Origin of the sequence: Capnocytophaga sp. ARDL2, assembly GCF_041530365.1 — a bacterium.
GTDB lineage: Bacteria > Bacteroidota > Bacteroidia > Flavobacteriales > Flavobacteriaceae > Flavobacterium.
The window spans coordinates 889774-916124 of record NZ_CP168034.1; the positions used below are offsets into that span (position 1 = coordinate 889774).

26 protein-coding genes and 1 pseudogene are annotated in these 26351 nt (G+C 34.6%); 6 read left to right on the forward strand and 21 right to left on the reverse strand.

Features of this window, described 5'->3' with window-relative positions:
- Positions 1-56: 56 nt before the first annotated feature.
- From AB4865_RS04385 to AB4865_RS04430, 10 genes and pseudogenes are all read right to left on the reverse strand, one after another.
- Complete coding sequence (locus tag AB4865_RS04385; protein WP_372474520.1) at positions 57-986, reverse strand: DNA cytosine methyltransferase; 930 nt, start codon at positions 984-986, stop codon at positions 57-59.
- On the reverse strand, positions 986-1861 hold the full coding sequence (locus AB4865_RS04390) for a type II restriction endonuclease (RefSeq protein ID WP_372474521.1): 876 nt from the start codon (positions 1859-1861) through the stop codon (positions 986-988). The genes AB4865_RS04385 and AB4865_RS04390 overlap by 1 nt, the downstream gene beginning before the upstream one ends.
- A gap of 343 nt (positions 1862-2204) precedes the next feature.
- Positions 2205-2960: pseudogene (locus AB4865_RS04395) on the reverse strand (hypothetical protein).
- 11 nt (positions 2961-2971) lie between these two features.
- Complete coding sequence (locus AB4865_RS04400; protein ID WP_372474522.1) at positions 2972-3964, reverse strand: DNA cytosine methyltransferase; 993 nt, start codon at positions 3962-3964, stop codon at positions 2972-2974.
- A 99-nt stretch (positions 3965-4063) separates the two neighbouring features.
- A complete protein-coding gene (locus AB4865_RS04405; protein ID WP_372474523.1) occupies positions 4064-5140 on the reverse strand; it encodes a DNA cytosine methyltransferase in 1077 nt (358 codons plus the stop codon).
- Positions 5140-5913, reverse strand: coding sequence for an Eco47II family restriction endonuclease (locus AB4865_RS04410; RefSeq protein ID WP_372474524.1), 774 nt, complete (start codon positions 5911-5913; stop codon positions 5140-5142). Before AB4865_RS04410 ends, AB4865_RS04405 begins: the two co-directional genes overlap by 1 nt.
- Positions 5914-5930: 17 nt before the next feature.
- Complete coding sequence (locus AB4865_RS04415; RefSeq protein WP_372474525.1) at positions 5931-6773, reverse strand: 1,4-dihydroxy-2-naphthoyl-CoA synthase; 843 nt, start codon at positions 6771-6773, stop codon at positions 5931-5933.
- 34 nt (positions 6774-6807) lie between these two features.
- Complete coding sequence (locus AB4865_RS04420; protein ID WP_372474526.1) at positions 6808-8808, reverse strand: putative porin; 2001 nt, start codon at positions 8806-8808, stop codon at positions 6808-6810.
- A 108-nt stretch (positions 8809-8916) separates the two neighbouring features.
- A complete protein-coding gene (gene trxB / locus AB4865_RS04425; protein WP_372474527.1) occupies positions 8917-9864 on the reverse strand; it encodes a thioredoxin-disulfide reductase in 948 nt (315 codons plus the stop codon).
- A 302-nt stretch (positions 9865-10166) separates the two neighbouring features.
- Positions 10167-10322: a hypothetical protein gene (locus tag AB4865_RS04430; protein ID WP_372474528.1), complete on the reverse strand. Its 156-nt coding sequence runs from the start codon at positions 10320-10322 to the stop codon at positions 10167-10169.
- Positions 10323-10498: 176 nt separating this feature from the next.
- Here AB4865_RS04430 and AB4865_RS04435 point away from each other — a divergent pair, with 176 nt between their 5' ends.
- On the forward strand, positions 10499-11353 hold the full coding sequence (locus AB4865_RS04435) for a hypothetical protein (protein WP_372474529.1): 855 nt from the start codon (positions 10499-10501) through the stop codon (positions 11351-11353).
- Between the two features lie 18 nt (positions 11354-11371).
- Positions 11372-11515 carry a T9SS type A sorting domain-containing protein gene (locus AB4865_RS04440; RefSeq protein WP_372474880.1) on the forward strand — a complete coding sequence of 48 codons (144 nt, stop codon included), beginning with the start codon at positions 11372-11374 and terminating at the stop codon, positions 11513-11515.
- A 131-nt stretch (positions 11516-11646) separates the two neighbouring features.
- On the opposite strand, the gene AB4865_RS04445 is transcribed toward AB4865_RS04440, so the two are convergent.
- The 6 genes from AB4865_RS04445 to AB4865_RS04470 all read right to left on the reverse strand — a co-directional run bounded on the left by AB4865_RS04445 (position 11647) and on the right by AB4865_RS04470 (position 17254).
- Positions 11647-12087, reverse strand: a complete 441-nt coding sequence (locus AB4865_RS04445) for a 2-dehydro-3-deoxyphosphooctonate aldolase (protein ID WP_372474530.1) — start codon at positions 12085-12087, stop codon at positions 11647-11649.
- Between the two features lie 23 nt (positions 12088-12110).
- Positions 12111-13091 (reverse strand): AAA family ATPase, encoded by a 981-nt coding sequence (locus AB4865_RS04450; RefSeq protein ID WP_372474531.1) that lies wholly within the window; start codon positions 13089-13091, stop codon positions 12111-12113.
- Positions 13092-13185: 94 nt separating this feature from the next.
- Complete coding sequence (locus tag AB4865_RS04455) at positions 13186-14352, reverse strand: hypothetical protein (protein WP_372474532.1); 1167 nt, start codon at positions 14350-14352, stop codon at positions 13186-13188.
- A gap of 92 nt (positions 14353-14444) precedes the next feature.
- Positions 14445-15251 carry a DUF4129 domain-containing protein gene (locus AB4865_RS04460; protein ID WP_372474533.1) on the reverse strand — a complete coding sequence of 269 codons (807 nt, stop codon included), beginning with the start codon at positions 15249-15251 and terminating at the stop codon, positions 14445-14447.
- On the reverse strand, positions 15241-16203 hold the full coding sequence (locus AB4865_RS04465; RefSeq protein WP_372474534.1) for a hypothetical protein: 963 nt from the start codon (positions 16201-16203) through the stop codon (positions 15241-15243). The genes AB4865_RS04460 and AB4865_RS04465 overlap by 11 nt, the downstream gene beginning before the upstream one ends.
- Before the next feature lie 46 nt (positions 16204-16249).
- Positions 16250-17254 carry a stage II sporulation protein M gene (locus AB4865_RS04470; protein ID WP_372474535.1) on the reverse strand — a complete coding sequence of 335 codons (1005 nt, stop codon included), beginning with the start codon at positions 17252-17254 and terminating at the stop codon, positions 16250-16252.
- A 31-nt stretch (positions 17255-17285) separates the two neighbouring features.
- On the opposite strand from AB4865_RS04470, the gene AB4865_RS04475 reads away from it, so the two are divergent.
- Positions 17286-18026, forward strand: coding sequence for an RDD family protein (locus tag AB4865_RS04475; RefSeq protein WP_372474536.1), 741 nt, complete (start codon positions 17286-17288; stop codon positions 18024-18026).
- 36 nt (positions 18027-18062) lie between these two features.
- On the opposite strand, the gene AB4865_RS04480 is transcribed toward AB4865_RS04475, so the two are convergent.
- Both AB4865_RS04480 and AB4865_RS04485 read right to left on the reverse strand, forming a co-directional pair.
- Entirely contained in the window at positions 18063-18512 is a 450-nt protein-coding gene (locus tag AB4865_RS04480; RefSeq protein ID WP_372474537.1) for a GatB/YqeY domain-containing protein, read from the reverse strand.
- Positions 18513-18809: 297 nt separating this feature from the next.
- The gene (locus tag AB4865_RS04485; protein ID WP_372474538.1) at positions 18810-20546 is read right to left on the reverse strand and encodes an aromatic amino acid hydroxylase; all 1737 of its coding nucleotides are present in this window, start codon (positions 20544-20546) and stop codon (positions 18810-18812) included.
- Positions 20547-20900: 354 nt separating this feature from the next.
- Between AB4865_RS04485 and AB4865_RS04490 the strand changes: the two genes are divergently transcribed.
- The 3 genes from AB4865_RS04490 to AB4865_RS04500 all read left to right on the forward strand — a co-directional run bounded on the left by AB4865_RS04490 (position 20901) and on the right by AB4865_RS04500 (position 22118).
- Complete coding sequence (locus AB4865_RS04490) at positions 20901-21176, forward strand: hypothetical protein (protein ID WP_372474539.1); 276 nt, start codon at positions 20901-20903, stop codon at positions 21174-21176.
- Between the two features lie 6 nt (positions 21177-21182).
- Positions 21183-21431 (forward strand): hypothetical protein, encoded by a 249-nt coding sequence (locus AB4865_RS04495; protein ID WP_372474540.1) that lies wholly within the window; start codon positions 21183-21185, stop codon positions 21429-21431.
- 78 nt (positions 21432-21509) lie between these two features.
- Positions 21510-22118, forward strand: coding sequence for a hypothetical protein (locus AB4865_RS04500; RefSeq protein WP_372474541.1), 609 nt, complete (start codon positions 21510-21512; stop codon positions 22116-22118).
- A 5-nt stretch (positions 22119-22123) separates the two neighbouring features.
- On the opposite strand, the gene AB4865_RS04505 is transcribed toward AB4865_RS04500, so the two are convergent.
- The 3 genes from AB4865_RS04505 to AB4865_RS04515 all read right to left on the reverse strand — a co-directional run bounded on the left by AB4865_RS04505 (position 22124) and on the right by AB4865_RS04515 (position 26322).
- Entirely contained in the window at positions 22124-23116 is a 993-nt protein-coding gene (locus AB4865_RS04505; RefSeq protein WP_372474542.1) for a glycosyltransferase family 2 protein, read from the reverse strand.
- Positions 23117-23181: 65 nt separating this feature from the next.
- The gene (gene hemF / locus AB4865_RS04510; protein ID WP_372474543.1) at positions 23182-24084 is read right to left on the reverse strand and encodes an oxygen-dependent coproporphyrinogen oxidase; all 903 of its coding nucleotides are present in this window, start codon (positions 24082-24084) and stop codon (positions 23182-23184) included.
- 252 nt (positions 24085-24336) lie between these two features.
- A complete protein-coding gene (locus AB4865_RS04515) occupies positions 24337-26322 on the reverse strand; it encodes a M16 family metallopeptidase (RefSeq protein ID WP_372474544.1) in 1986 nt (661 codons plus the stop codon).
- Between the last annotated feature and the right edge of the window lie 29 nt (positions 26323-26351).

Here is a 26351-nt window from a genome sequence, read left to right on the forward strand (position 1 = left end):
TTTGGAGATTAGTTTTATTTAAACATTTACAATCAATATATATCTTTTTATTAAGTTTATAAATGTTTAATTATTTGCTTTGCAATTTTCTCTATCACATTGATGGCTACACTATTTCCGAACTGCTGATAGGCTTGATTATCGGAAACTGGAATGATAAAATCCTCTGGAAAACCTTGCAATCTCGCTGCTTCTCGTGGGGTCAGTTTGCGTGGATTTTTACCTTTTTGTTCTATTAATATTTCGCTTCCGTCTTTATAATATCTTGCCGAAATGGTATTGGTGTATTCTGAATTTTCATTAAACAGTCCGTAACCAAACCCTTTTCCTTTGGCTTTATTTTCTATTTTTCGGCGTTGATGTCCTGCCCAAAGTCTATCCGAAATGGTATATTTTTCATCTACACTTTGTTCTAAAATATCGCCTACTTTGGTTGGAGATTGAATAGGTTTAGGAAATTCAAATTGTACATTTTTATCTAAAAAACCTACTATATAAATGCGTTCCCTATTCTGAGGAAGCCCAAAATCACGAGCTTTAAGCACTTCATACTGAACATTTTCATAGCCTATTTCTTTTAAATGTTCAATGATGGTTTTTAGTGTATTTCCTTTGTCGTGTCCTTTGAGTTGTTTCACATTTTCAAGTAAAAAGGCTTTCGGTTTTTTCTCTTTTAAAATTCTTTCAATATCAAAAAACAGCGTTCCACGAGTGTCTGAAAATCCTTTTTTTAATCCTGCTTGACTGAATGGCTGACACGGAAACCCTGCCAATAGAATATCGTGATTAGGAATATTTTTTTCATCAATTAAAGTAATATCTCCTGCAATATCTTCATTAGGAAAATTAGAACAATATGTTTTTACAGAATATGGATTTATTTCACTGGTAAAAACACATTCTATATTATTATAAGCTCTTTCAAATCCTAAACGAATACCTCCAATTCCTGCAAAGAGGTCTATTATTTTAATTTTCTTTGCCATTATTTTTTCCAAAAATTGATAATATTAGGAATTTCATCAAATAAATATTCTTCAAAACTAATAATGTTTTTCATTTCTTTTAATTCTTTCGAATTGGCTACCCAATCATAAGCTACTACAATGATATTATGATTTGCCATTTCTTGGGCTTTACTTTTTGAAATAGTTTCATCGGCTGTTAATAGATGAATTGTAGGAATATTTGTTCGCTGGATTTCCTCAGCGACTTCTTGCCATCTCTCACGAAGGGATGTTTTCATCGTTCCGATAATAGTCTTACTTCGTCTTTCTTTAAAGGCTTCAATATTAGGTAGAATGCTATCTACTTTTTTACCCAAACCGAGGCTATCAAAGGTTTTTCGCCCTACTTTGCTTTGGCTATCGTAAGAATAACCTAAATATTCGTACAATTTATAAATGATTGCCTCAAAAGTTTTCCCTGCTCTCGACCGCCTTGATTGTGTCATACTCAACGATAAACGATAAATATACGGAAATACCCTACCTGCATACTCTCCGCAAATGGCTTTGATACTTTCAAGCAACTCCTCTCCCTTTTTGTTAATGATATTTTCAGTTAATAGAATGTCCAAAATAGATTTTGGCGTGTTGAGAATCTTATGTAAATCACGCATTATAATGGCACTAAACTCTACTTCATCATTCAAATATTCTTGCCAAGATTCTTCACGAAGTTTGGCAATGGATTCACTAACTTCCTTATTATCAATTAAGGAAAGGTAAGTTTTATGATTTTTAAAAACCTGTTCCACAATTTCCTGCGAAGAACGAATGTATTGTTGTCTGTATTTTTTTATACTTTCATCAAAAACATTTAATTCTTTTTTGGGTATTTCTATTATTTTAGGTATCATTTTTATTCTTTTTAAATCCTAACTAATCCACTGATTCTCGCCAAAATCAGGTTTTCGTTTTTCGGCTCGTTTGCCGTAGCATTTTCTTCTGTGGGCTTTTTGTTTGTGTTTTCGCTCATAATAAAATGGATTTAGTTCGTTATAAAATTCTATTTGGTGGTTATTTTTTCAATATTGGTTGTACAAAAATAATATTTTGGCACTAAAAAATGAGTTTCGGTCATCAAAAAATGATATTCGGTCGGTCAAAAATGGATTTCGGTCGGCGGAAATTGGTTTTTTATTGCTTATAATACCTTTTTAAACAGATGAATGTTAATATCATATTTTGTAAAGTAAAAAACTAATGATTATTTAAATCAAATAATTCCGCAGGATTGATTTTGAATTGTAGCATTTTGGCTGTGTCGCGTCCGCCATCACCTCCTTTTCGTTGCATTGTTATTTTTCCTATTTTAAAACTACCTTGTTTGGTCATTATTACGCTTTCGTTTCCAAAATAATTCAGGCAGAAATTCATTGGCTTTAAAATCTATCGTGAATTCTTTTCAACTTTCTGAACCACCAGCATCCATTCGGCAGAAAATTGCCCTCTTCCCTTTAAAATATCTGAAACAATGAGCGATTTATTAGCCTCAATCCATTGCAATATCAACTCTTGCTCTTGGGTGGTAAATTCATCGGCAAACATTCTTCGTTTATCCCTCGGATTGGCTATATTCGGAATTATTTCGCCTGTATATCTCTTCAAAATAGAAGTAATTTCTTGGGGAATATCCCACATTTCCACATATTTATCCACCCAGCGTTTATCGATTTGATTAAATCCTTTTGGATTGCTTACCAATTTTACTTGTAGATTCTGACAATCAATGGCTTCTTTAAGTTTGATGGTTACTTGTACTTGTACATCGGTTTTATATCCGCTTATTTTTACAGCTTTCACAAATTCGATTTCATCCAAATCATATTGCATTATGATTAGCCACTTTTGAGCCTCTTCATCACTTTTCCAATTATTGAATTTATGCACAATATCCTCCTCATTACGAAATCCGTTCTTTGCTGTTTGTGAGCCTAATAATTGTTCTTTATTCATTTTGACATTTATTATTGATTATCCAAAACTTCCATTATTTCTTTGGCAATTTCCTTCAAAACATTGACCGAAACGCTGTTGCCAAACTGCTTATAAGCCTGTGTAATAGAATTATTTATGATAAAATCCTCAGGAAAACCTTGTACTCTGGCACATTCTCTAGGCGATAGTTTGCGTACTTTTCCATTTACGAGATACAAACCCGTTTTTGCCCCCACACCACCGCCATAGGCAGAAAGCGTAATGGCGTGTCCGTCTGTATGATAGATGCGTTCGCCTTGTCCGCCCTTGTTTACTTTTCCTATTTGAATAGGCTTGTTGGGATAATCTATTTCTCCAAATAAATCTTTGGTAGGTTGATAATTCTTATAAATTTCGATGTCGTTTCGTTCAATGATTTTACCATCTTTGGGATTGTCTTCTAAAAAATCTTTCAAAGCTACCTTTTGATTGAGTGGCTTGGGAAATTGAAAATTTTTACTATCAATGGAATGATGAAACGCCACGAAATAGATACGTTCTCTGTTCTGCGGAAGACCGAAATCACTGGTGTTAAGTACTTGATAATATACCTGATAGCCCAAATCTGTAAGAGTTTTCAAAATAACTTTCAATGTATTCCCGTGATTGTGTCGGACTAAGTTCTTTACATTTTCCAAAAAAATAACTTTCGGCTGATGATGATTGACAATCCGAGCAATATCAAAGAAAAGCGTTCCGCGAGTGTCTTCAAAACCTTTTTGTTTGCCCGAAATGGAAAACGCCTGACAGGGAAAACCTGCACAAAGAATGTCGTGCGAGGGAATTTCCTTTTCATCAATTTGGGTAATGTCGCCAAAAGGGGTTATTCCATAGTTTTGCAAGTAGGTTTGAGCAGCGTGTTTGTCCCATTCGCACGAGAAAACACATTGAGCATTGGCGTTGTTCATCGCTTGATGAAATCCGCCAATTCCTGCAAAAAGGTCGATAAACCGATTGTTATTTAATGAATGTAAATGTGTCATTTAAGTAAAATAGTATTATATTCTAAACCTATGAAATCCACCGATTCTCCCCAAAGTATGGTTTTCTTTTCTCTAAAAAGACTCATATAATTCTTTATCTTATTTTTTTTGAGTATTCAAAGCTCTTATCAAACTTCTTCCTACAGCATAGGCTAAATTCACGGGTACAGCATTTCCTATTTGTTTGTATTGATTGCTGATTGTACCTTGAAATTCCCAATCGTCTGGGAATGTTTGGATTCGTGCGTATTCTCTGACGGTTAGAGGGCGTGTTTCGTCGGGGTGACAACGCTCTGTTTGTGTTTGGGCGGGTGAGCAAGTAAGCGTAAGACTGGGTTCGTTCCAACTGAGCCGTCTTGCCATTCCTGTTTTTCCCCCTCCTAAATGATAACTTCCTTTCATATATTCTCGTGCGACTTCATCAGGCAAATCTCTCCAACAGCCACCTGGAGGAACTAAATCTAATATATTTTTTTTCTTCTCTGTATATTCTTGTCCTACAGATTTTGGGACGTCATTTTTGTATAATTCACCTGCTTTTAAGGCGTCGGTCATTTTCATTTCACGATGATAAGGTACAGGAAAGTGAAATTGAATGTTTTTTGCCAAATCATTTCTTATTCCTACGATAAGTACGCGTTCTCTTTTTTGTGGTACCTGATATTTCACTGCGTGAAGAATTTTAGGTTCTATAATGGTGTAGCCTAATTCCTGCAAAGTTTTTTTGATGGTAGCGATAGTTCGTCCTTGGTCGTGATTGAGCAATCCGCGAACATTTTCGCCTAAAATCATTTTGGGTTGCACTTCGTCAATGGCTCTTGCAAATTGAAAAAACATCGTTCCACGAACATCGTCAAACCCCTTTCCTTTTCCTGCATACGAAAATGCTTGGCAAGGAAATCCGCCTGATAGTAAGTCGATTGTACCTCGGTATTTTGTGAAATCAATATCACAAACATCGCTTTCTAATACATTCCAATTAGGACGATTATGGCGAAGGGTATTACAGGCGTGTTTGTCCCATTCGTTGAGTAAAACAGCCTCAAAACCTGCCATTTCTAACCCTAAAGCTAAGCCTCCTGCTCCTGCAAAAAGTTCGATACTTTTGTAATTTTGGTTAGGAACAACTTGTTTTTCTTCTTCCCAAGTAGGGCTAAATAAATCAATGGTTTGCATTATATTTTTAGTGTAAAGTGTTCGAAGCCTTGATATTTTTTGAATGCTACTAAATACAATTTTTGTAAAATATTATCAATTCCTTTTTCCTGTAAATCTTGAATTACGGTATTTTCTACAATATGTTGGTCTTGTTCTTTTAGTACATCTTGAATTACTTGTGGTAATACTTGACAAAGTTCTAAAAAAGCGGTAGAATTATCTGTAACAATTTCATAAAATTTGTCGATTGATACACGGCGAATATTTTCGTGTTCCATTTTTTGATTATCTAAACTGCAAGTCCATACAATGTTTTGACTGTTCTTTGCAATGATCTCTACCAGCATACAAATCGACTTAGGGTTTTTCAAGATTTGATTTTGCATTCGCATATAAGTCTTTGCAGAGGAAGAGCTGTTCATTGTGTTGTGTTTATTCTTCATTTCTACAAAAATATTTAGCTTATGATTTTCTATATCAAAGCCTTGATTAGGGACTGTCCAACCGTTGTTTGCTCCGATATATTTAAAAATATTCTGATGAAAATAACCTATGTGATTAGTATTCGATTTGTCAATTTGTCGAAGTACTTCATTTTCTAAAATCCGTTCCAAATTTTCGTTGGAAAATCCACCTTGATAAATTGCCGAATCAAAGGTTAATTTGACAGGGTCTAAAAGATTCTTATTCAGTTTTTCAAAATCTATCTGAAAACGATATTTATCCACCGTTTCTTTTATATGATTGAATAAATCTTGGTCTTTTATAAATGATAATTTATATTTTGACATTGTATAATATCTATTATCTAACTAATCCACTGATTCTCCCCGAAGTCAGGTTTTCTTTTCTCTAAAAAGGCGTTGCGTCCTTCTTTGGCTTCGTCGGTCATATAGGCAAGACGGGTAGCTTCCCCAGCGAATACTTGTTGCCCGACCATTCCGTCGTCGGTGAGGTTCATCGCAAATTTTAGCATACGGATAGAAGTTGGCGATTTTGCCAAAATCTCCTGAGCCCACTCATAGGCAGTAGCTTCGAGCTGAGCGTGAGGTACTACTTTATTGACCATTCCCATTTCAAACGCCTCTTGTGCGGAGTAGTTTCTACCCAAAAAGAATATCTCACGGGCTTTTTTCTGTCCTACCATTTTTGCCAAATAAGCCGAACCATAACCGCCGTCAAAGCTGGTAACATCGGCATCGGTTTGTTTGAAAATCGCGTGTTCCTTACTTGCCAAAGTCAAATCGCACACTACGTGTAGCGAGTGTCCGCCACCTACTGCCCATCCGTTTACCGCGGCAATCACCACTTTGGGCATAAAACGAATGAGGCGTTGCACCTCCAATATATTGAGTCGGTGTCTGCCATCATCGCCCACATACCCCTGATGTCCACGAGCTTTTTGGTCGCCACCACTGCAAAAGGCGTGTCCGCCGTCTTTGGGACTTGGACCTTCGCCTGTGAGGATTACCACGCCTATACTTGGGTCTTCGTACGCATCATAAAACGCATCATAAAGCTCGGAGGTGGTTTTTGGGCGAAAAGCATTGCGTACTTCTGGTCGGTTAAAGGCGATTCTGGCTACGCCGTTACATTTTTTGTAGGTAATATCTTCAAATTCTATGGCTGTTTTCCATTCGATTGTATTCATTCGTATGAGTTTTATATGTTAAACATTATTTTTATTAATTGAAAAAATCCCAACTGATACCAAAGCGAAAGGTTATATCTTTGTATGGATATGTTGGAGCTGTATAATGATTTGATTTTCCTATGATACTGTTTAGGTTTTCTATTCCAACAAACAATTTGGCTGTTTGTATTTTTCCATTGACAAATAAATCTACTATTGGATAATTGCCAATTTTTGAAATATTTTGTACATAATAATCTCCTATTACAGGATTGTATCCATCGGCGTGATATTTTGTAAAATACCTAACATTGATTCCTGCTTGTAGGTACAAGGCTTTTTTAAAGAAATAATCTGAATAATAAAAAGTATTTCTCGTAAAAATAGTCGGTACATTTACAATATCTTGTGATTGTGCTACTTGTTGAAATTTTACCAAATTTTCCATACTATATTTTTTCCATTGCCATTTTTTTGTAGCGGCAATTGCAAAATAATTGATGAGTTTGGTATGTTGTTTTGGTGTCGTAATCAGTTGATTATATTGATTGTACGAGTCCAAAGTAGTTGCGTCATTTGAAAAATATACTTTGTCGTGTATCAATTGATATTTTGCCTCTAATTCTAACCAAGGAGAAACAATATCAAACTGCAATTTGTGAATTTTTTCATTGTTGAATGCGTTATGCCAATTGTAGCTAACCAAATTACTCTGATACATTTGTGAAGTAAAATTGGGCAATTTTGACATAAATTGATACGACGCATTTACATCTACCTTTTCCAATGGTTTGACGTGAGTTGTAGCACTCAAACTACTGATATTGTCTTTGCTGATAGATTGTTGAGCGGTAATATCAATATCCAAAGGTTTGGTTTTGAGTAAATAACTTCCTCCTAAACTCAAAATGGTATTGTTTAACCTCGAAGGAATCACCTGATTATCTTTACCAATCATTTGACTATTGAAAAAATAATTGTAAGTATAGGTATTGACAAAAGCGGTCAATTTTCCTAAAGTTGAATTGTTTATCGATAAATCTACTTGATTTTCAAGAGTTTTTAACTTTGATTTGTCATAAATTCCTGAAAAAATTTCTCCAAAATATGATTCATTTAGGTTATAGGAAAAAGCCGTAGGTTGCTTGTAAAGATTTTTCCAATAATTGTATTCAATTTTTTGCGAAAGAATAACTTTATTGTTTTCCTTATTTATAAATGCATATTGATGATTGAGGTACAAACGCGTGTTGTCAAGAGTAGTTGAGGCATCTCTAAGTCTCACATCGAGTTGTTCACGATTGGTCTCACGGTCTTGATAAAGAATAGGTTCGGTAATACCTCCATTTTCTTGCAAAAATTGGTCTTGAACGACAATATGTGAAAACAATTTGTAAGTGTTGTTTTTACTAAAATAGCTACCACCTATTCTAAAATTTCCTACAGAAGTCAATTGATTGATATATGCACCTAACGAACGCAAACCAGTGTATCCTGTAAAAACATTGAGTTTTTCAGTAATATTTAGCGTGATAAAAGCGTCCAATTGTTGTCCTTGTTTGATACCCGATTGAAAGTTGAGGCGTGTCCAAGGGGTAGGTACATTGTAGTAATAGATATCATCGGTTTTCAAAAAAGTGATTTGTCGTGTAGCCATACCCAAAGTAGGGAATAAGCCTTCGTTTTTGAGCCAATAGTCCGCAAATGTACCACCTCTACCATCGTTGGCAAAAGGAATGAAACCTGCTAAATCTTTTTTGAATAAATTGTGTTCAAAGTATTTTTTTACTGTCAATGTAGTATCGACAATGGTGTGATTTTCTTTTATATCAAAGATTTTGTATTTGTCAATAGGAGGAATAGAATCTAGTTTTTTTGCATTAGAAAAACGTCTAAGTCCTACAGAATCTACATTTTGAGTGGTTGTGTTTTGGGAAGAATCTCTAAGAATATTTTGTTTTTTATGAGAAATGTTTTGCATGGATCTATTTATCTGAGCATTTGTAGAAAAAATAAACGAGCTAAACATTGCTATGGTAAAGATTCTTTTCATTTTTTGAATATCGATTTTTCAAAGGCAAATGTACGTAATAATGTTGGATTTATTGAATAAAAAAATCTCGTTGTCACAAACGAGATTTTTTTATGATTTTGTTGGCTATTATCCCAAACTTGCTAAATATCTTTCGGCATCCAAGGCTGCAATGCATCCAGAACCTGCTGCTGTAATTGCCTGTCTGTAGTCTTTGTCTTGTACGTCACCACATGCAAAAACTCCAGGGATATTTGTTTTAGATGTTTTTCCTTCTGTAATCAAATAACCTGTTTCGTCCATGTTTAATTGACCTTCAAAAATATCTGTATTTGGTTTGTGACCGATGGCAATAAATACTCCAGTAACAGCAATTTCTTGTTTTTCGCCAGTTTTAGAGTTTACCACACGTACACCGTTTACGATTTGTCCGTCTCCTAATACTTCGTCGATTTCTGTATTCATCAAGATTTCGATGTTTGGAGTGTTGCGTACGCGTTCTTCCATGATTTTCGAAGCTCTAAATTTGTCTGAACGTACCAACATAGTAACTTTGTTGCACAGGTGAGATAAGTAGTGAGCTTCTTCACAAGCTGAGTCTCCAGCTCCTACGATGATTACATCTTGCTTTCTGTAGAAAAATCCGTCACAAACAGCACAAGCCGAAACTCCACCTCCCATTTGCAAATAATGTTGTTCTGAAGGCAATCCTAAGTATTTTGCTGTAGCACCTGTAGAGATGATTACGGTTTTTGCGTGAATTTCGATAGAGTCGTTGATCCACACTTTTTTGATATCTCCTGACAAATCTACTTTTGTTGCAAATCCATCACGAACGTCTGTTCCAAATCTTTTTGCTTGGGCTTGTAATTGCATCATCATTTCAGGACCTGTTACTCCTTCTGGATAGCCCGGAAAGTTTTCTACTTCGTTAGTTGTAGTCAATTGTCCTCCAGGTTGCATACCTTGGTACAATACTGGATTCATATTTGCACGAGCTGCATAAATGGCAGCGGTATATCCCGCAGGACCAGAGCCTATAATAAGGCATTTTACCGTTTCTATTGTTGTTGACATTTTTTAATGTTTAGATTATTCCACAAAAATACTTTAAATTATAGGAAATAAAAACTTTTTATATTTTCTTTTTCAATAGAGCTATGGAAAGTATCGATACCACACAAAAAAGTGCCTTTGAAGACAGTTTTTTATGTTTATTAGTAAATACCGATAAAGTATTGATCAGTACCTGATGTGATACTTGCTCCATTTGTACCTTTAGGCGATGTAGAGTTTGCATCATATCTGTAGGTGTAAACAGTTTGTTCTACTGGAGCTAATGCTATGTAAAACTTACCGTTTCTGATGGTTGAGTTTTGCTATTGGAATAACCACAAATCATCTGGAACTTCCAAATCAACAGCAGTTTTGCTATTCAAATCAATTCTCGTGATTCCCCATGGAGATGAATCCGTTGGTTTCCATCTGGGGCAGCACCAATTTTTTAGTTGGTAAATGTTTTTTTCATAAGGCATAAAAACAATTCCATTTCCTGCGTAGAAAAATCCGTTACTTGATGTTTTTCCTTTGGCAACTTAATTTTATCATAAAAAAATTGTATTTATGGTTGCGACTATGGGATTTGCCACAACAACTTCAGCCCAAGTAGTAAACATTCCTGCCCCTATTTTTAAACAAAGATCGTTGACACATGAACCAGTTATTGATACTAAATGGTGATGGAGAAATACAAGTGAATGAAGCTGAGAGTTATGAAGGATCAATCAATATGCCTTATGCTTTAGGTATTACTTTTGTACAAGGAATAGATGTGTTTACAAGTATAAGTAGTTTTATTTGCGATAATCATTCTATTACAACATCTGTAGATTTAGGTAATAAGCCCTTAATTAAAGTAGTAAATTTTAATAAATCTTATTCATCAACTCAAGGTATAACTTCTTTTTCTATAGTAGCTCCGCTACTTGAAGACCTACAACTTAATAGTAACATTTTCACTCAATTGTATCTTGCTAATTTTCCAAATAAAAAAATAAACTGTAATAAAAACTCTTTATCTCAAATAAATGTGTCTGTGAATACTAATTTAAAATATTTGAATTTACATTCTAGTTCAGTTGCACAATTAAATTTGTCTAATAATACTGTTTTAAGAGAGTTAGGATTTTTACATGTTCCATTGATGCAGTTAGTACTTCCTTTCAATCCAAGTTTATTTGCTATTACTTGTTTCAATACGAGTTTAATTCAATTGGATTTGTCAAGTTGTTCTAATTTAAAAATTTTAGAATGTTTGGGTAATCTAACCCAGTTGAATATATCAAATGGGAATAATGGACAAATTCAACAAATTCATGTGTCATCAGCAGATAATCTGGTGTGTATTCAAATAGATCATAGCTATATACTTCCAGACTCTTGGATAAAGCCTACTCATACTGTTTGGAGTGATAATTGTAATTATCCATCGCTTTCTACCAGTACAAAAGATTTGTTGAATGCAGTGGTCGTAAATCCTGTACAAGATGCTTTGCAAATAGAATAGGATGCTACGATCCAGCAAATAGATATTTACAACATGGCAGGACAGAAAGTAAAAGTTTTGTCGCAACAAGAACGCAATGTATCTGACCTTGAAAAAGGCGTGTATTTTTTGACAATCGCAACTGACAAAGGCGTAATTGCTGACAAAATCATCAAAGAATAATTTACTTTTTTTATATTCACAGACGAGCTGTTCGATTAGTTTCGAGCAGCTTGTTTTTTTCTGTAGCTATTTTGGTTTTAAAGATTGTATTTTCTAAATCATACAAGGGAAGCAAAACAGCCTCCCTTTTTTTATTCTTTGATTGTAAAACCTACAGGGGCTTTCAATGTTCCATAATCATACATATTGATGTAAATGGAAACGGTGTCTTTAGAACCTTGCCAGGTTACACGATAATTGTCTAACATTACGGAACCTGTTCCCATTGGGTTTTTGTCGCTTTTTATGGGACAACAACTTCCCTGTCTATAGTATGAGATTTGTTCACCATTCGGACCAGCTAAAGCATTTAGAAATCTCCTTTCATTCAAAGGACCTTCATGCTTATCAACTCCACCAACTTGAATTGGGTTTTTGGGAGAAAATCCATAAGTTGGGTCTTTTGATATTTCTGTTAGTTCAAATGTTTGTTGGTTTTTTAGTTTGGTTCTAACAGGTTGTTGAATCGATTGTTTAACTGTCGAACATGAAAATAATAATGAGAAAATCCCAATTGTAATCAGTTGTTTCATAGTATGTTTATTTTAATTTCTATTTACCTCGGTATTTCAATACTTTCTAAAATTTGTCTGATGATTTCGTCGGCGGTGAGTCCTTCCATTTCGCGTTCTGGGGTAACGACCACTCTGTGACGCAAAACCGCATAAGCGACTTCTTTGATGTCTTCTGGGGTTACAAAATCGCGTCCTCTGATGGCTGCAAAGGCTTTGGATGCCGACAATAGTGCCAAACTCGCTCTTGGCGATGCTCCCAAATATAAAAATGGATTTTCGCGGGTGTTGATGATGATTTTGGCGATGTACTCAATTAGGTGTTCTTCTACAACAAGGCTTTTTACCAACTCTTGATATTTTGCCAATTGCTCTTTCGATAATACAGGGTTTACCATTGCTGTTTTATCGTTGGATTTGCTTTGGTGTTGGTTTTTAATGATTTCGATTTCTTGAGTTAAATTGGGATAACCCACATTAATTTTAAACAAAAATCGGTCGAGTTGAGCTTCTGGCAATCGGTAAGTTCCCTCTTGTTCGATAGGGTTTTGCGTTGCCAATACCATAAAAGGAGCTTGCATTTCGTAGCGTATGCCGTCTATAGTGATTTGTCGCTCTTCCATTACCTCAAAAAGTGCCGCTTGGGTTTTGGCTGGCGAACGGTTGATTTCGTCTATCAAAATAAAATTGGAGAAAATAGGACCTTTTTTGAACTCAAATTCTGAAGTTTTCATATTGAAAACCGAGGTGCCTAAAATGTCCGAAGGCATCAAATCAGGCGTAAATTGAATTCTACTAAAATCTACGGCTACGGTTTTTGACAATAATTTAGCGGTGATGGTTTTTGCCACACCAGGTACACCTTCGATGAGGCAATGACCATTGGCGAGTAGTGCTGCCAATAGATGTTCTATCATCGATTCTTGTCCCACGATGATTTTACTTATTTCTGCCTTTATTTGTTCAAGGCTATTTCTCAATTCTGATAAATCTATTCTCGATTGAAAGGTTGGATTGTGTTCCATAAGTTAAAAAATTAATAATTTGAAAATTGGTTAATTTGAAAATTTGGAAATTAATTAGCTTATTTCCAAATTACTGTTTTGTCTAATACGGGATTCACATTATCTCATCCACCACCTCATTCATCCTAACCAAATCCTTTTTTTGCACTTGGGCGTTGGGATTTTGTGCTTTGTTTATATATTCTACGGCTTCTTGAATGCGTTCGATTGGTTTTCCTGTTTTTAGATGGAGTTTTTTGATGAAATTTTCATCCAAAATATGAGTATCTATCAACAATTCTGTACGGATTTTATACAAGAAATACTGAGCTTTTTTCGCCATCATATCGTGGAAGTCGCCTTCTTGTAAATAGAGATTTCCTACACTACGGACAAATTCAACCGATTTGTTTCTCAGTGGTTCTATGACAGGCACTATGCGTTGTTTGCGTTTGGCGGTGAAAATTGCAAATAGTAACAAACCAAATAAGAATAACCACCACGCATATTTCAACGGCGGATGGGCAAGGATTACTCGCATTGGTGATTGCGAAACCACTACCGAGGTATCTTCTACAAACCATACGGTTTCTCTATTGGGAAGGTACGAAAACACAGCTTCGGCGTATTTTTTATCCTCGTTTTTTAGTAAGTGATAATTGGTAAGCACGAGTGGTTCGGTATGAACAAAAATATTACCTTTCCCTTTTTTTATCTTGATGAAATTGACTTTTTTTACAATATCATTGTCATAACCTTCAAATTCAAAGTACCCTAAAATTTCAACTTCTTTTTTTGATTGATTCAAATATGCTGCACTGGGTCTTTTGTCTAAAATTGAGGTAATTTTATTGAGTTTTTTGTCGGTGAATTTCAGTGTAATAAAATGTTCATACGAATTGTATAAAGAAATCGTTTCCTCTATAAAATGAGGTAATTTTTGATCGAAAAACAATAATAAATCCGAACCGTTTTCTACTTGGTTTTCAATTTTTTTCCACGAAATATCATCTATGGATTGGTTGATAACCAATATGTTGTGGGCAGGTAGATTGGGTTTGTTTTCGTAATAATCATAAGGCGAAATTTTCAGTCTTTTCAATTGATTGTTGAGTAAAACATCGGCTTCCTTGTTGAATACATACAATCCGAAAGGTGTTTTTTTATTCACTTCATAGTTTTTTCGCCAGTCGATAACCTCGGTTTTGGTTAGCTCAAAAAGCACCAATCCTATCATTATCAAAATGAAAAAAACTGCGTATATTTTGATTGTTTTAGTCATATTAATCAATTAGAAAATTACTTAATTTGGAAATTAGAAAATTAATTACCAAAGTATAAAAGTTTTTTCTTTCGTCGAAATGACAAAATTTATTAAATTACAAAATCCTCAAATTTCTTTTTAAACTCCTGATAATTAGTTTTATTTATTTCAAATTTGCCGTACCAAACATAATCAAAAATATAAGAAATTTCCCTGAATTGTTTTTTTAGTTTAGGGTCGTTAAATTCTCTTACATAATCTTTGTTGGTTTTTTCTGGATTCCAATCTATGAGTTTTCGGTCGGTGAGTTTTTTTAGTGCATACAAATACTGATATCTCACGGCATAGCGAAAATTTCCTTTTTGTTCAAAGTTGAAAATTTCTTTGATAAAGTCGATTTCGTGTATATTTTCCGTCAAACCATTGATGGGAATACCTGTTTCCTGATTTGATTTTTCAAAAATACCCAATCCACCTCTTTTCAACAAAGCTATTATGACAAAATACAAAGCGGCTGTTGCAATGAGAAATAAGAGTATTTTTAAAACAAATTCTCCTGTTTGATTCACTCCTTTGAATTGGAAAGGACCAAGCCATCTTGCAATATGCCCAACTATTCTATCCATTATCGACTCTTTGGGCTTGTTTTCCGAATAATTAAACGCTTTATCAGAATATTTCTCTTGAAAATCTTCCTTCCATTTTTTAGGATAAATAGTATTTTCGGTTGATTTTTCGCTAAAAAAATACTCTTCTAAATCAAGGTAAGTTTCCTTTTCAAGGCTGTCAACTTCGATAAATTCGGCTGTCTCCTCAACAGTAATTTCGGCATAAGTCTCCTCTGCTTCTCTTTCGGTTGCGGAAGGAGAAAAACAACTGGAAAACAACAACAGGATAACTAAAAATCTACAAATCATTTCCTAAATTTTGGATTTCTAATAGGTCTTCTTTTCTATGCAAATCTGTACGGTGATCGCAATACATAAATCCACAACCGATTGAGATTACATTGTTTAGTATTAATAAAACCAAAAATGATAGTATTTGAAAGACAAGTGAAAGTATAAGATAGATGAAAAGTGTTTTTTCGTCATAAGTTTCATCAGACGCTAAAATGTTTTCTACTGAAATTGATAAAATCAAAGGAAAAATCATAAATACCCACGAAATGATATTTATTAGTATATGAAGAACAAATGTCGTACCCGTATATTTCCAAAAAGGCGAACTCTTCGAGCCTTCCTCGTATGAAAATTGAGCTCTAACGGCATACAAAAACGAACTAAAAAATCCACGACTGGTAGAGAAATAGTCGTACATGTGAAAATTGAACACATTGACTATAAATGGAGTAACCAAAAATATGAGTAAAATTCCAATAATCAGAAAGATAGATAAAAATGTTCCGAATGCTACAAGTATGAAAACAGGAACTGTAAAAAATGTCGTTCCTATAAAAAACTTTACAATTTTCCATTTATTGTTTTTAAAATCGGAAAAGATCGTGTCCATTTTCACCTTGTTTTCTTTATGAACCACCACTCGTCTTAGGTAAAAAATAGGAAACAAATAATTGAGTATTCCCATGAAAATGAAAAACAATACCATAGTTACAAAAGCGACAACAAACCATGTGAAATTATTGCTTATCATTTGTTCGATAAAATTTTGCTGTCCGTCGAGTTTTCCATTCATAAATGGAGAAATAAAGGTATCTGATACCAAATAGCCCATGAGACCAAATAACAAGAAAATAGGTGTGTTGAGTAATAAATAATTTTTGAAAAAGTTTTTTCCGTTTTGTCTGAAAAACAAAAAAGTGTCGTTGAATAATTCGCTCAAATTTCTGTGTTTGTAATATTGTATCATATCTTATTTTGATTGTTTAATGTCCTATCGTCGATAGTGGAAATTTTTACAATGTATTTTTTACTTCGTTTTGAAAGATATTTTTTCTTAGTGATTCTAATTTTTTATTGAGAATAATTGGGTAAATAATGTAGTAAAAAACTACGATGGCTAAACATCCAAAGATGATGAATAAATTGATAGCCAAAGGCATTTTTAGTCCGTGTCGTGTGATGTAACCTTCGATAATTCCTGCAACAATGGTAAAGGGAGTGGTACTGAGGAAAATTTTAAACGAACACGAAAATCCTCTTTTCAACGATTCTAATCTCGTGTAAGTACCTGGAAATAAAATAGAAGTTCCCAGTATCATTCCAGCGGCACATTCGATGACCATGGCAAAAATCTCAAAAGTTCCGTGTAGCCATATTCCTCTGGCACTTTGCCAAAGTACTCCAAAATCGTGAAAAAAATATTGAAAACTACCCAACATAATGCAGTTTTGCAGTAAAATGTACAAACTGCCCACGCCTGCAAATAGTCCATAAAAGTACATTTTTGCCCCAACCATCAGATTGTTGAAGGTGATGCCGATGGTAGAACCCCAAGTGCTTCCCAAATCGTAAATTTTGATGGGATTGCCCTCTTTGATATTTTCTTTGGTTAGATGTACATAACTTTCACCTAAAATAAGATTGGCAAAATTTTTATCATAGATAGCAGAAAATACGCCAATTAGGGTAAAAAGTGCAAAAAACACAAACCCCCAATAGACATAACTTCGGTATTGGTACAAAATCAACGGAACTTCGGTTTTGAAGAAATAGGAAATGCGATTTTCCTCAATTCGCTTGGTTTTGTATATGCGTTGAAAGATGCGATTGGATAAATAATTGAGGTAAACAGTCGTTTTACTTTTGGGATAATAGGTCTGAGCAAATGACAAATCATTTACCACATTGATATAAAGTGAGGACAAGTCATCAGGATTTTTTTTGATTTTTCCATTGATAATCTGCTCAACTTCCAACCATTTTTCTTTATTTTGCTTTATGAATGCTACCTCTCTCATAATGGTTGCTAATTTATGAAAAATATTACTTATGTCAAAAATCACAGTAAATACTTCTCAAAATGTTACTATAGCCTTTGATGTTGCTAGTATCGGCGACAGAATCATTGCTTTTGTTGTAGATTTGCTCATTATAGTAGCGTATTTTTTTGCAGTGTTTTATTCACTAAATCGTCTGGGTTTCATGTCGCTTTTTCACGATGAGTGGTCACAAGTGGGGATAGCGATAGTGTTTTCACTTCCTGCTACCTTTTATACTTTAGTGTCCGAAATTTTGATGGAAGGACAAACCTTGGGCAAGCGATTGATGGGAATAAAGGTGATAAAAATAGATGGATATCAAGCGAGTTTTGGTGATTATGTCGCAAGGTGGTTTTTCCGATTGATAGATATTTACAGCAATGGTGGAGCAGTGGGAATTATTACTATGATAGTAAACAAAAACAACCAAAGGTTTGGAGGATTGGTATCAGGTACAGCGGTGATTTCGCTAAAAAACAAAGTGAATATTTCGCATACCATTTTGCAAGAAATAGGCGAGGAATATCAACCGATTTTTCCCCAGGTGATAATGCTTTCGGACAATGATATCAATATAGTAAAATTTCATTTTGACAAAGCAGTAAAGCACAATGATTTAATAATACTTGAAGAACTAACTCAAAAGTTGAAAAGTATCATGAAAATCGAAACATTGAAAGAAGAGATGACCCATCGACAGTTTATTGATTCCGTTTTGAAGGATTATAATTATTATACTGGGCGAGAGTAAATCATAGAATACAGGAGGGAATAAAAAAATGTTGGGTTATGCACCCAACATTTTTTTTACGATAGTCGAAATGGTTTTTCCGTCAACGCTTCCAGCCATTTTAGCATTGGCAAGACTCATTACTTGACCCATAGCTTGCATACCAGAGAAACCACCTTCGTTGATGATATGTTTTACGATCGTTTCTACTTCCTCTTCAGACAATTGAGTAGGTAAGAATTGCTCGATGATTGCAACCTGTGCCAACTCTGGCTCGGCTAAATCTTGTCTTCCTTGCTCTACAAAAATATCCGCCGAATTTTTGCGTTGTTTGATCATTTTTTGCAACATTTTTACTTCGTCTGCTTCGGTCAATTCTGCATTTACACCCGAAGTTTGTGCCAATAGCAATTCAGATTTTATTGCTCTCAAGGCTTCTAATGCCACAGTGTCTTTTGCTTTCATTGCTGTTTTCATCGATTCAGCAATTTTTGTTTGTAAACTCATGGTTATAATGTTTGTGTTTTGATTAGGTTGAATTTCTTTTCATACAAAGGTACTTATTTCTTTCATTTTATTCAAATGAATGATGTAGTTATCAAGACTTGTAATTTTCGCAAGTTTTGAGGATTGTTGAGGTTTAGGGGGAAAAATGATAAAGTTATTTTTGTTTTACAGCCAAGATATCTTTAATAAGGAACTATGAAAATTAAACCTGTCTAAACTTTTACTCTTAAAAAGTTTAGACAGGTTTTTTGTGAAAATCTATGTTTTCTCTGTGGTTTAAACAAAAAAAATGAAAAATTAATAAATCAAATTCCAACCGTTTTCAATCAAATGAGCTACTTCGGGTCTTTGTTTTTTTACTTCCAAAAGATGTGCTTTGGCGGCTTCTTCTACCGCTAATTTTCTTTCGTGTGCCAATTCTACAATTTCCAATGTCAATAACCAATCTTCTGAATGATTGGCTTTTAGTTCAGATAAAATGTTTTCTAATGATATCTCGGCGTTTTTCTCTCTACAATCGCGAACTTGCTGGTACAATCTCTCCAATTTTTGTCTTTTTTCGCATACTTTTGGTTTGATAGTCGTAGTAGATGGTACATGCGTAATCATATCAAAACTAAAACAATCCGCTGGTCCTGAGTATGCTGAAATCACTTTTTTACCAACCGCCATATCGTAAGTTCCCCACGATGGGTCAAACAAAATTTTGTCGCCATGAGTTACTGTACAATTTTTGAATTGAATCAAAATAATATCGCCTTGTAGATTTCTCATTCCTGTGATAATCTCACCTTTTACTTTGATATTTCCTTCAAATTCCAAGCAAACTTCTTTTCCTTCGCAAATATCATAAGCCTCCAAATCACGAGGACTCATATCTTCTATAGCCAAGTTGATACCTTTCAATTTTCCAACAGGACTACCAAAACCTTCGCTGTGATAGTCTGTGCCGTGGTTTAGAATTTCTTTATCTCTAAAAGCCAAAGCTGTTTTTCCTGTGGTTTGCACATAGACAGGTTTTCCGTCGTTTTCGATGATATTGGTAAATATTCCCGAAATTTGCAATCCGGTAGATAATTCTATAGTACCCAATGCTTTAGATTCGATAAGTTTGTTCAATCCTTTGATGCCTCCTGTACGCAATGCCATGGTGTTGGCAAATTCTTCCAATACTTTGTTTAGGTATGAAAAATCTGGCGTAACATATAATTGAGGTTGAGGTTTGGTAATGTCAAATCCTTGGTGAGCAGCCTCGATGGTATAAGGCAATTTTTTAACCTTATCGGTCATACACCATTCGCTTTCACCGATAGAAGAAAGCAATCCTGCACCGTAAATTTTAGGGGCTTCCACTGTGCCAACCAATCCATATTCTACTGTCCACCAGTGTAGATTGCGAATCAAAGCCATTTCTGATGGGGTAGTGTGTTTGGCTTGTAATTCGTTTACCCGGTTTCTCACTCGTTTCAATTCGCTTTCAGGAGTTCCTTCTGCCTCTTCCAAAATCGACAATTCACGAATCGCTTCGTAAATTTCATAATCGTGAGCCGACGAAATAGCTTTACAACCAATGGCACCGAAACGGCGAAGATATTCTGCATATTCAGGGTTGGCGATAATCGGAGCGTGCCCTGCTCCTTCGTGGATAATATCCGGAGCCGGAGTGTATTCAATATTTTCCAATTGGCGAATGTCAGATGCAATCACCAAAACATTGTATGCCTGAAATTCCATAAACGCATTGGGTGGAATAAAACCATCCACAGCAACGGCTGCCCAACCAATTTCTTTCAAAATGCGGTTCATACCGTACATACTTGGGATATGTTCGATAGAAATTCCCGTTTTTTTCAATCCTTCCAAATACGAATTGTGAGCAACTTTTGAAAGGTAATCCACATTTTTACGCATTACATATCGCCAAACCGCTTGGTTGATAGGCGTGTATTCGTCGTAATTTTGTGGTTTGATAAACTGTTTTAAATGAGGAGGTAAATTATCAATTAATGGGTTGGTTTCTATTGTTGTATTCATTGTCTTATAATTTGAGGCATAAAAATACTAAAAAAAGTGATATGGGATGTTTTTTTGAAATAAAACTATTGCCTTTGATGTAAAAAAGTCTTTTGAAATATTTAATAAATTATTGTATAGAAATTGGGCGTTTCGTACCTAACATTTGCTCCTGATTAATCACAAAATAAACATTCAGACAAGATGAAAAAAAAATGTTATATCTTTAGCGTTTGCAGTCGTTGGTATGACTGCAATTGTTTATGTAGTAAAAAGGATAGCACAACAACACCAATAAATTCTCAAAACTCACAAATCCCATAGAATCCACAAAATCTAGATAACAATACTACAACAGCTCAAGGAAAAATCACTATGAATGGAGTTGAGTATAAATTGGACAATGCTTTGTTGAGAGTAGAAGTAGATGCAGAAGGAAATATATTAGGTTTTCAAACAAGAGATAAAATTGTTTTTTCTTGGATTTTAGAAGCATATAGTGGAGATAATCAAAATACTGCTACGAATGTATATATTGTAGAATTTGACATTGAGGGTCAAGGTACTACTTTGGTTTATCCTGTAGATGGTACACCAATTGTTAAAGCATTGGCAGTTTATGCAAATAATGCTTCTCAACCAATAGCATAGGGACAATTGTCAAATGTAGCCTTAAACTTTACAGAAATACTTGCTCCAGGTAATGTAGAAGGTCAAGAAAAAGGAAAATTGGTATTTAACTCTTCTTTAAATTCAACTACTCAAAACCAAGAGAACGTTGTTTATAGCGGAAATTATATGGGATTAATGCCTCAACAAATTTCTCAAAAACCTGCAAAAGTAGTTTTGGCTGATAAAAATGAGTTGAAAAACGTACAATATATAGATGTTAAAAAATTGAAATAATTTTTTACTCAACAATTATTAAAAAGGGATTGTACATTGTGGTCTCTTTTTTTATTTTTACAGAAAAATAATTAAAAAATGTTTAAAGATTCTCATTTACAATTTCCACTACATTTTACTTTTAAAATTTCAACTTTGGCAAGTGATTTTATTGTTACCAATTCCAGAAACGAAGAAGTATCGTATGTAAGACAAAAGTTATTTAAGCTAAAAGAAAGTGTACAAGTATATAAAAATCAACAAAAAACAGAGGTTTTATATAATATAAACGCCAATAAATGGATAGATTTTAATACAACTTATACAATATCAAAACCCAATGGAAATGTGATTGGCACTGTGGCAAGAAAAGGTATGCGATCTATATGGAAGGCAACTTATGCGATTTTGGATACCAACAAAAAAACTCTATTTACAATCGAAGAAGATAATGCTTGGGTAAAATTTTGGGATGGTTTGGTGTCTGAAATTCCGTTAGTTGGTATGTTTACTGGATATTTTCTCAATCCAAGTTATAGTGTAAAAAATGCACAAGGGAAAGTATATTATCAACTGAAAAAACAACCCTCATTTTGGGGAAGAAGATTTGTCTTGGAAAAAATAAATGAAGTTGATTCAAGTGAAGTAGAATCATTGATAGTCAATGGTTTGATGATGATGGTGCTTATGGAAAAAAACAGAGGCTAATTGTTTTATTTAAAAAACATTTCGGGCATCGCATCTTCGGGTTTACGCTTTTGGATTTCAATAAAATAGGTACTTTTCAAAAAACCCCAACCATAACCAAAAAATTGAATTTGTAGGGCTATAATTGTCAATAATCCTATATAAAAAGAACGATTGTTTATCGTTGATTCGATAAATACTAATGAATTAAATGCAATCAAAATACAAAAGAAAATGGGAGTGAAAGCCAAACTAATCAACGAAAAAATTACTCCTGCGATATAAATCGTTGGTAGCCAAAAGATTGCTTTTTTGTATTTAGGAAATCGATGATTGAGTATAGGACGAGCTTTGCCAAACTTATGAACTTGAACATAAAATTTTTTCCAATCGATACGGCGTTTGTGATAGACATACGCATCGTAAATCAAAGCGGTTTGAAAGCCTAAATCCCATAATTTCATTGTTAATTCTGGGTCTTCGCCTGGGTGAATGTTATTAAAACCACCTGTTGCTATAAAGGCTTTTTTAGAAATCCCCATGTTGAAACTCCTTGGTTGGAATTTGCCTATTTTTTCTGATGCACCACGGATGCCTCCAGTGGTAAAAAAAGATGTCATCACAGAATTGATAGCTTTTTGAACCGAAGAAAAACTCTTATGTGCTGCGTCTCTTCCTCCAAAACAATCGACAGGATGTTTTTGTAAATAGGTGTCAACCGCAGTCAAATAATGTGGGGGTAAAATACAATCCGAATCCAAAATAATGAAATAGTCTCCATAGGCTTTTTGCATTCCGTAATTACGCGAACGACCCGGTCCAGAATTGGGCTTTAAATAATAGTGAATTGTCAGCTTGTCTTGATATTTTTCTACCACATCACGGCAGGGTAGGGTAGAGCCGTCTTCAATTACCAATACTTCATAAGGTATTTGTGATTGAAAATACGTCATACTTTCCAGCAATTCATCAATTTCATCAGGTCGATTGTAAACGGGTATAATAAAAGAATATTTCATTTGTTAGAAACTACTAAATAAAGAATAGTAAATAGTTGGAAATTTTTCATTAAGATTGAGGAAAATTACACCCATTCTACAGGATTTGCTAATATTTTTATCAACTTTTCTTCTTCTGAACCTTCTTCAGGATGGTAATCATATACCCATTGTACATGTGGTGGCAAACTCATCAAAATAGATTCGATGCGTCCGTTGGTTTTCAATCCGAAGATGGTTCCTCTGTCATGTACCAAGTTGAATTCTACATAACGTCCACGACGAATCTCCTGCCAAGTACGATTTTCGTTGGTATAGGGAGTGTTTTTACGTTTTTCTACAATCGGAGCATAGCAATCTAAAAAGCTATCGCCTACGGTAGTTACAAAGTCGTACCATTGCTCAATGCTTTGGTTTTCGTTTGCCGTTAAATGGTCAAAAAACAATCCGCCAATACCACGAGCCTCGTTGCGGTGAGCGTTCCAAAAATAGTTATCACACTCTTTTTTGTATTTTGGATAAAAACTTGCGTCGTGTTGGTCACAGGCGTTTTTGCAAACGGTGTGAAAATGTTTAGCATCTTCTTCAAACAAATAATAAGGAGTCAAATCCTGACCACCGCCAAACCACGTATTGACTTTTTTTCCTGATTTGTCGTACATTTCAAAATAACGCCAATTTGCATGAACTGTAGGAACCATCGGATTTTTCGGATGAATCACCAAACTCAATCCACAAGCGAAAAAATCTACATCGCCTACATTGAAGGCTTTTTGCATAGCTTCGGGCAATGCTCCGTGTACGGCAGAAATATTTACTCCGCCTTTTTCAAAAACAGCTCCATTTTCAATCACACGGGTACGACCGCCACCTCCTCCAGGGCGTTCCCATAGGTCTTCTCTAAAAGTAGCACTTCCGTCTATTTGTTCTAGTTTTGAAGTGATTTTGTCTTGCAATTGCTGAATATATGCGTAAAATTTTTCTTTCATATTATTTTATTTTTTATAAGTTACAAAGATAGAGAAAAACTAAAATTTTATAGTGTATCCATTGTATTATTTCGACTGTAAACCATAATTGTCAATCATCTTATTCATTTTTTATAATCCTGTTTTAAGAATTTTAAGCCAACAAAAAACACTCCCAAAATATTGAGAGTGTTTTTTGTAATGTAAAAAACAAATTATTTAAAATCTGCTTCAGAAACTCCTTCGTTTACTTGTACAGATTCTGCTTTCAAGTCAGCGTTCATACCTGGTTCCTAATGGGATAGAAACAGAGTGAGGCAATTTGATTCCTTTTACTTCTTTATAATCTCCGTAAACAGTACTCAAAGTAAATGTTTGTCCCATTGCTTCTACTGTTTGAGCATCTCCTAATTTCAATCCAGTTTTTGTGCTGTAGTATGAAGTGGTATCTCCGTTTTTCAAAGCATAAGCATCTTCTCCTTCAAAGTTTTCGATTCCTTCTAATGTATAATTTTTAGCATTAGTCAATTCTTCAAACAATACCGCTTTTGCTTGAGCTTCTTTCAACTCGTCTCCTGTCAAATCTGCTCTTTGTCCTTGCTGAGTCATGTATCCAAATTTTGGAGTTACTACTTGTTTCATCAACTCCATTCCCATAGCATTCATGCTTACCAACAATTGTCCTTTGTTTGTTTTCTTTTGAGTCAATGTCAAAGGTGTACCTTGGATATCTCCTTTAAACACATTTACAATTGAATTTGCTTTGTTCAAGTTTTCTTTTCCTCCGATAGCATTGATGTATCTATCGATTACTACTTGGCTTGTAATGCTTGGATCAATTGTTTTTTGTTGTGGTTTTTCAGTTGGATTACCATACTTGTCGAAATAATTGATTGGAATGTTTAATTTTTCTAATCCTTCCAATACATCCGCTGCTTTACCTACTACTACGATACGAGAGTTGTCTAAAGAGAAATACTTGTTCGCTACTCTTTGGATATCTTCTGCTGTTACCGCTTCGATATTTGCAATGTAGTTTTGGTAAAAGTTTTCAGGCAATTTGTGCAACAATGTGTTCAATGCATAACTAGCAACCGTTTGAGGTTTTTCTACTTGCATTACAAAGTTACCAATGTATTTTGCTTTTGCGTTTTTCAAATCCTCAGCAGAAACTTTTTCTGTACGGATTCTGTGCAATTCTTTTCTAAACTCTACAATTGCACTGTCTGTTGCTGTAGAGCGAACAGAAGCTGTAGCTGTAAAATCGCTGATATAACGCGTTGGAGAAATCGAAGAATATGCTCCGTACGTCCAACCGTTTGTTTCTCTCAAGTTCATGAACAAATAACCTTCACCACCTCCACCTAAGATGAAGTTTGCCAACAATACTGGGAAAAAGTCTTTGTCTGCCATTCTTAACTTGTGCAAGTTTTTGATAGAAATCTCTGTTTGAGAAGCTGTTGGTACATCTACAAAGTTGATTTCTGTTTTTGCTACATCGTTTGGATCTTTGTAGTCATACGATACTGTAGCTCCTTTTTTCCAGTTTTTAAAATGCTTGTTAACCAATTTTTTTGCTTCTTTCAAAGTGATATCACCTGTAATCACCAAGTAAGCGTTGTTTGGCGAAAAGTATTTTTTGTAATGAGCTTTTACATCGTTCAATGTAATGTTTTTCAAGCTCTCTTCTGTAGTGTATTCACCGTAAGGGTGGTTTTTACCATACACCAATACATCTTGAACTCTTCCTGCGATAGATGTCACACTTTTCTCATCAGCTTTCAAACTTTCAATCATTTGATCACGCAATTTGTCAAGCTCTTCTTGAGTAAATAATGGATCCATTGCTCCTTGTACCGTCAAATCTAAAATTTTAGGGAAATCTTTTTTCAAACTGCTCACATAACCACCAGAAACTCCGATTGATGATGAAGCACCGTAAAATTCGATTTCTTCAAGGTATTTTTCTTTAGACATTTTTGATGTACCATTCCCCATCATTTGGCTTGTAATGGAGTTGATTCCTACTTTATCTCCCTCAGAATAGGGTGGAATGTCGATTGTAAGCGAAGCCGTAACTTTTGGCAATTTGTGATTTTCAACTACCAATACGGTAAGTCCGTTATCCAATTTGAAAGATTGTGGTTTACCAAGGTTGATTTTTGGAGCAGGTCCTGGTTTTGGCTGACTTCTGTCCACTTGTGCAAATGTAGATGTAGTTACTACCAACGCCATCAATGCATATAATATTTTTTTCATCTGTTTTACCTTTTTTATCTTAGTTTACA

Bases quoted from the DNA above. Each gene is read 5' to 3' on its own strand.
- AB4865_RS04385 (WP_372474520.1), bottom strand. From the start codon at position 986: ATGGCAAAGAAAATTAAAATAATAGACCTCTTTGCAGGAATTGGAGGT.
- AB4865_RS04400 (WP_372474522.1), bottom strand. From the start codon at position 3,964: ATGACACATTTACATTCATTAAATAACAATCGGTTTATCGACCTTTTT.
- AB4865_RS04450 (WP_372474531.1), bottom strand. From the start codon at position 13,091: ATGGAACACAATCCAACCTTTCAATCGAGAATAGATTTATCAGAATTG.
- AB4865_RS04445 (WP_372474530.1), bottom strand. From the start codon at position 12,087: ATGAAACAACTGATTACAATTGGGATTTTCTCATTATTATTTTCATGT.
- AB4865_RS04415 (WP_372474525.1), bottom strand. From the start codon at position 6,773: ATGAATACAATCGAATGGAAAACAGCCATAGAATTTGAAGATATTACC.
- AB4865_RS04420 (WP_372474526.1), bottom strand. From the start codon at position 8,808: ATGAAAAGAATCTTTACCATAGCAATGTTTAGCTCGTTTATTTTTTCT.
- AB4865_RS04470 (WP_372474535.1), bottom strand. From the start codon at position 17,254: ATGAGAGAGGTAGCATTCATAAAGCAAAATAAAGAAAAATGGTTGGAA.
- AB4865_RS04465 (WP_372474534.1), bottom strand. From the start codon at position 16,203: ATGATACAATATTACAAACACAGAAATTTGAGCGAATTATTCAACGAC.
- AB4865_RS04505 (WP_372474542.1), bottom strand. From the start codon at position 23,116: ATGAAATATTCTTTTATTATACCCGTTTACAATCGACCTGATGAAATT.
- AB4865_RS04410 (WP_372474524.1), bottom strand. From the start codon at position 5,913: ATGTCAAAATATAAATTATCATTTATAAAAGACCAAGATTTATTCAAT.
- trxB (WP_372474527.1), bottom strand. From the start codon at position 9,864: ATGTCAACAACAATAGAAACGGTAAAATGCCTTATTATAGGCTCTGGT.
- AB4865_RS04480 (WP_372474537.1), bottom strand. From the start codon at position 18,512: ATGAGTTTACAAACAAAAATTGCTGAATCGATGAAAACAGCAATGAAA.
- AB4865_RS04455 (WP_372474532.1), bottom strand. From the start codon at position 14,352: ATGACTAAAACAATCAAAATATACGCAGTTTTTTTCATTTTGATAATG.
- AB4865_RS04460 (WP_372474533.1), bottom strand. From the start codon at position 15,251: ATGATTTGTAGATTTTTAGTTATCCTGTTGTTGTTTTCCAGTTGTTTT.
- AB4865_RS04490 (WP_372474539.1), top strand. From the start codon at position 20,901: ATGAATGGAGTTGAGTATAAATTGGACAATGCTTTGTTGAGAGTAGAA.
- AB4865_RS04515 (WP_372474544.1), bottom strand. From the start codon at position 26,322: ATGAAAAAAATATTATATGCATTGATGGCGTTGGTAGTAACTACATCT.
- hemF (WP_372474543.1), bottom strand. From the start codon at position 24,084: ATGAAAGAAAAATTTTACGCATATATTCAGCAATTGCAAGACAAAATC.
- AB4865_RS04475 (WP_372474536.1), top strand. From the start codon at position 17,286: ATGTCAAAAATCACAGTAAATACTTCTCAAAATGTTACTATAGCCTTT.
- AB4865_RS04500 (WP_372474541.1), top strand. From the start codon at position 21,510: ATGTTTAAAGATTCTCATTTACAATTTCCACTACATTTTACTTTTAAA.
- AB4865_RS04390 (WP_372474521.1), bottom strand. From the start codon at position 1,861: ATGATACCTAAAATAATAGAAATACCCAAAAAAGAATTAAATGTTTTT.
- AB4865_RS04405 (WP_372474523.1), bottom strand. From the start codon at position 5,140: ATGCAAACCATTGATTTATTTAGCCCTACTTGGGAAGAAGAAAAACAA.
- AB4865_RS04485 (WP_372474538.1), bottom strand. From the start codon at position 20,546: ATGAATACAACAATAGAAACCAACCCATTAATTGATAATTTACCTCCT.
- AB4865_RS04430 (WP_372474528.1), bottom strand. From the start codon at position 10,322: ATGCCTTATGAAAAAAACATTTACCAACTAAAAAATTGGTGCTGCCCC.
- AB4865_RS04435 (WP_372474529.1), top strand. From the start codon at position 10,499: ATGAACCAGTTATTGATACTAAATGGTGATGGAGAAATACAAGTGAAT.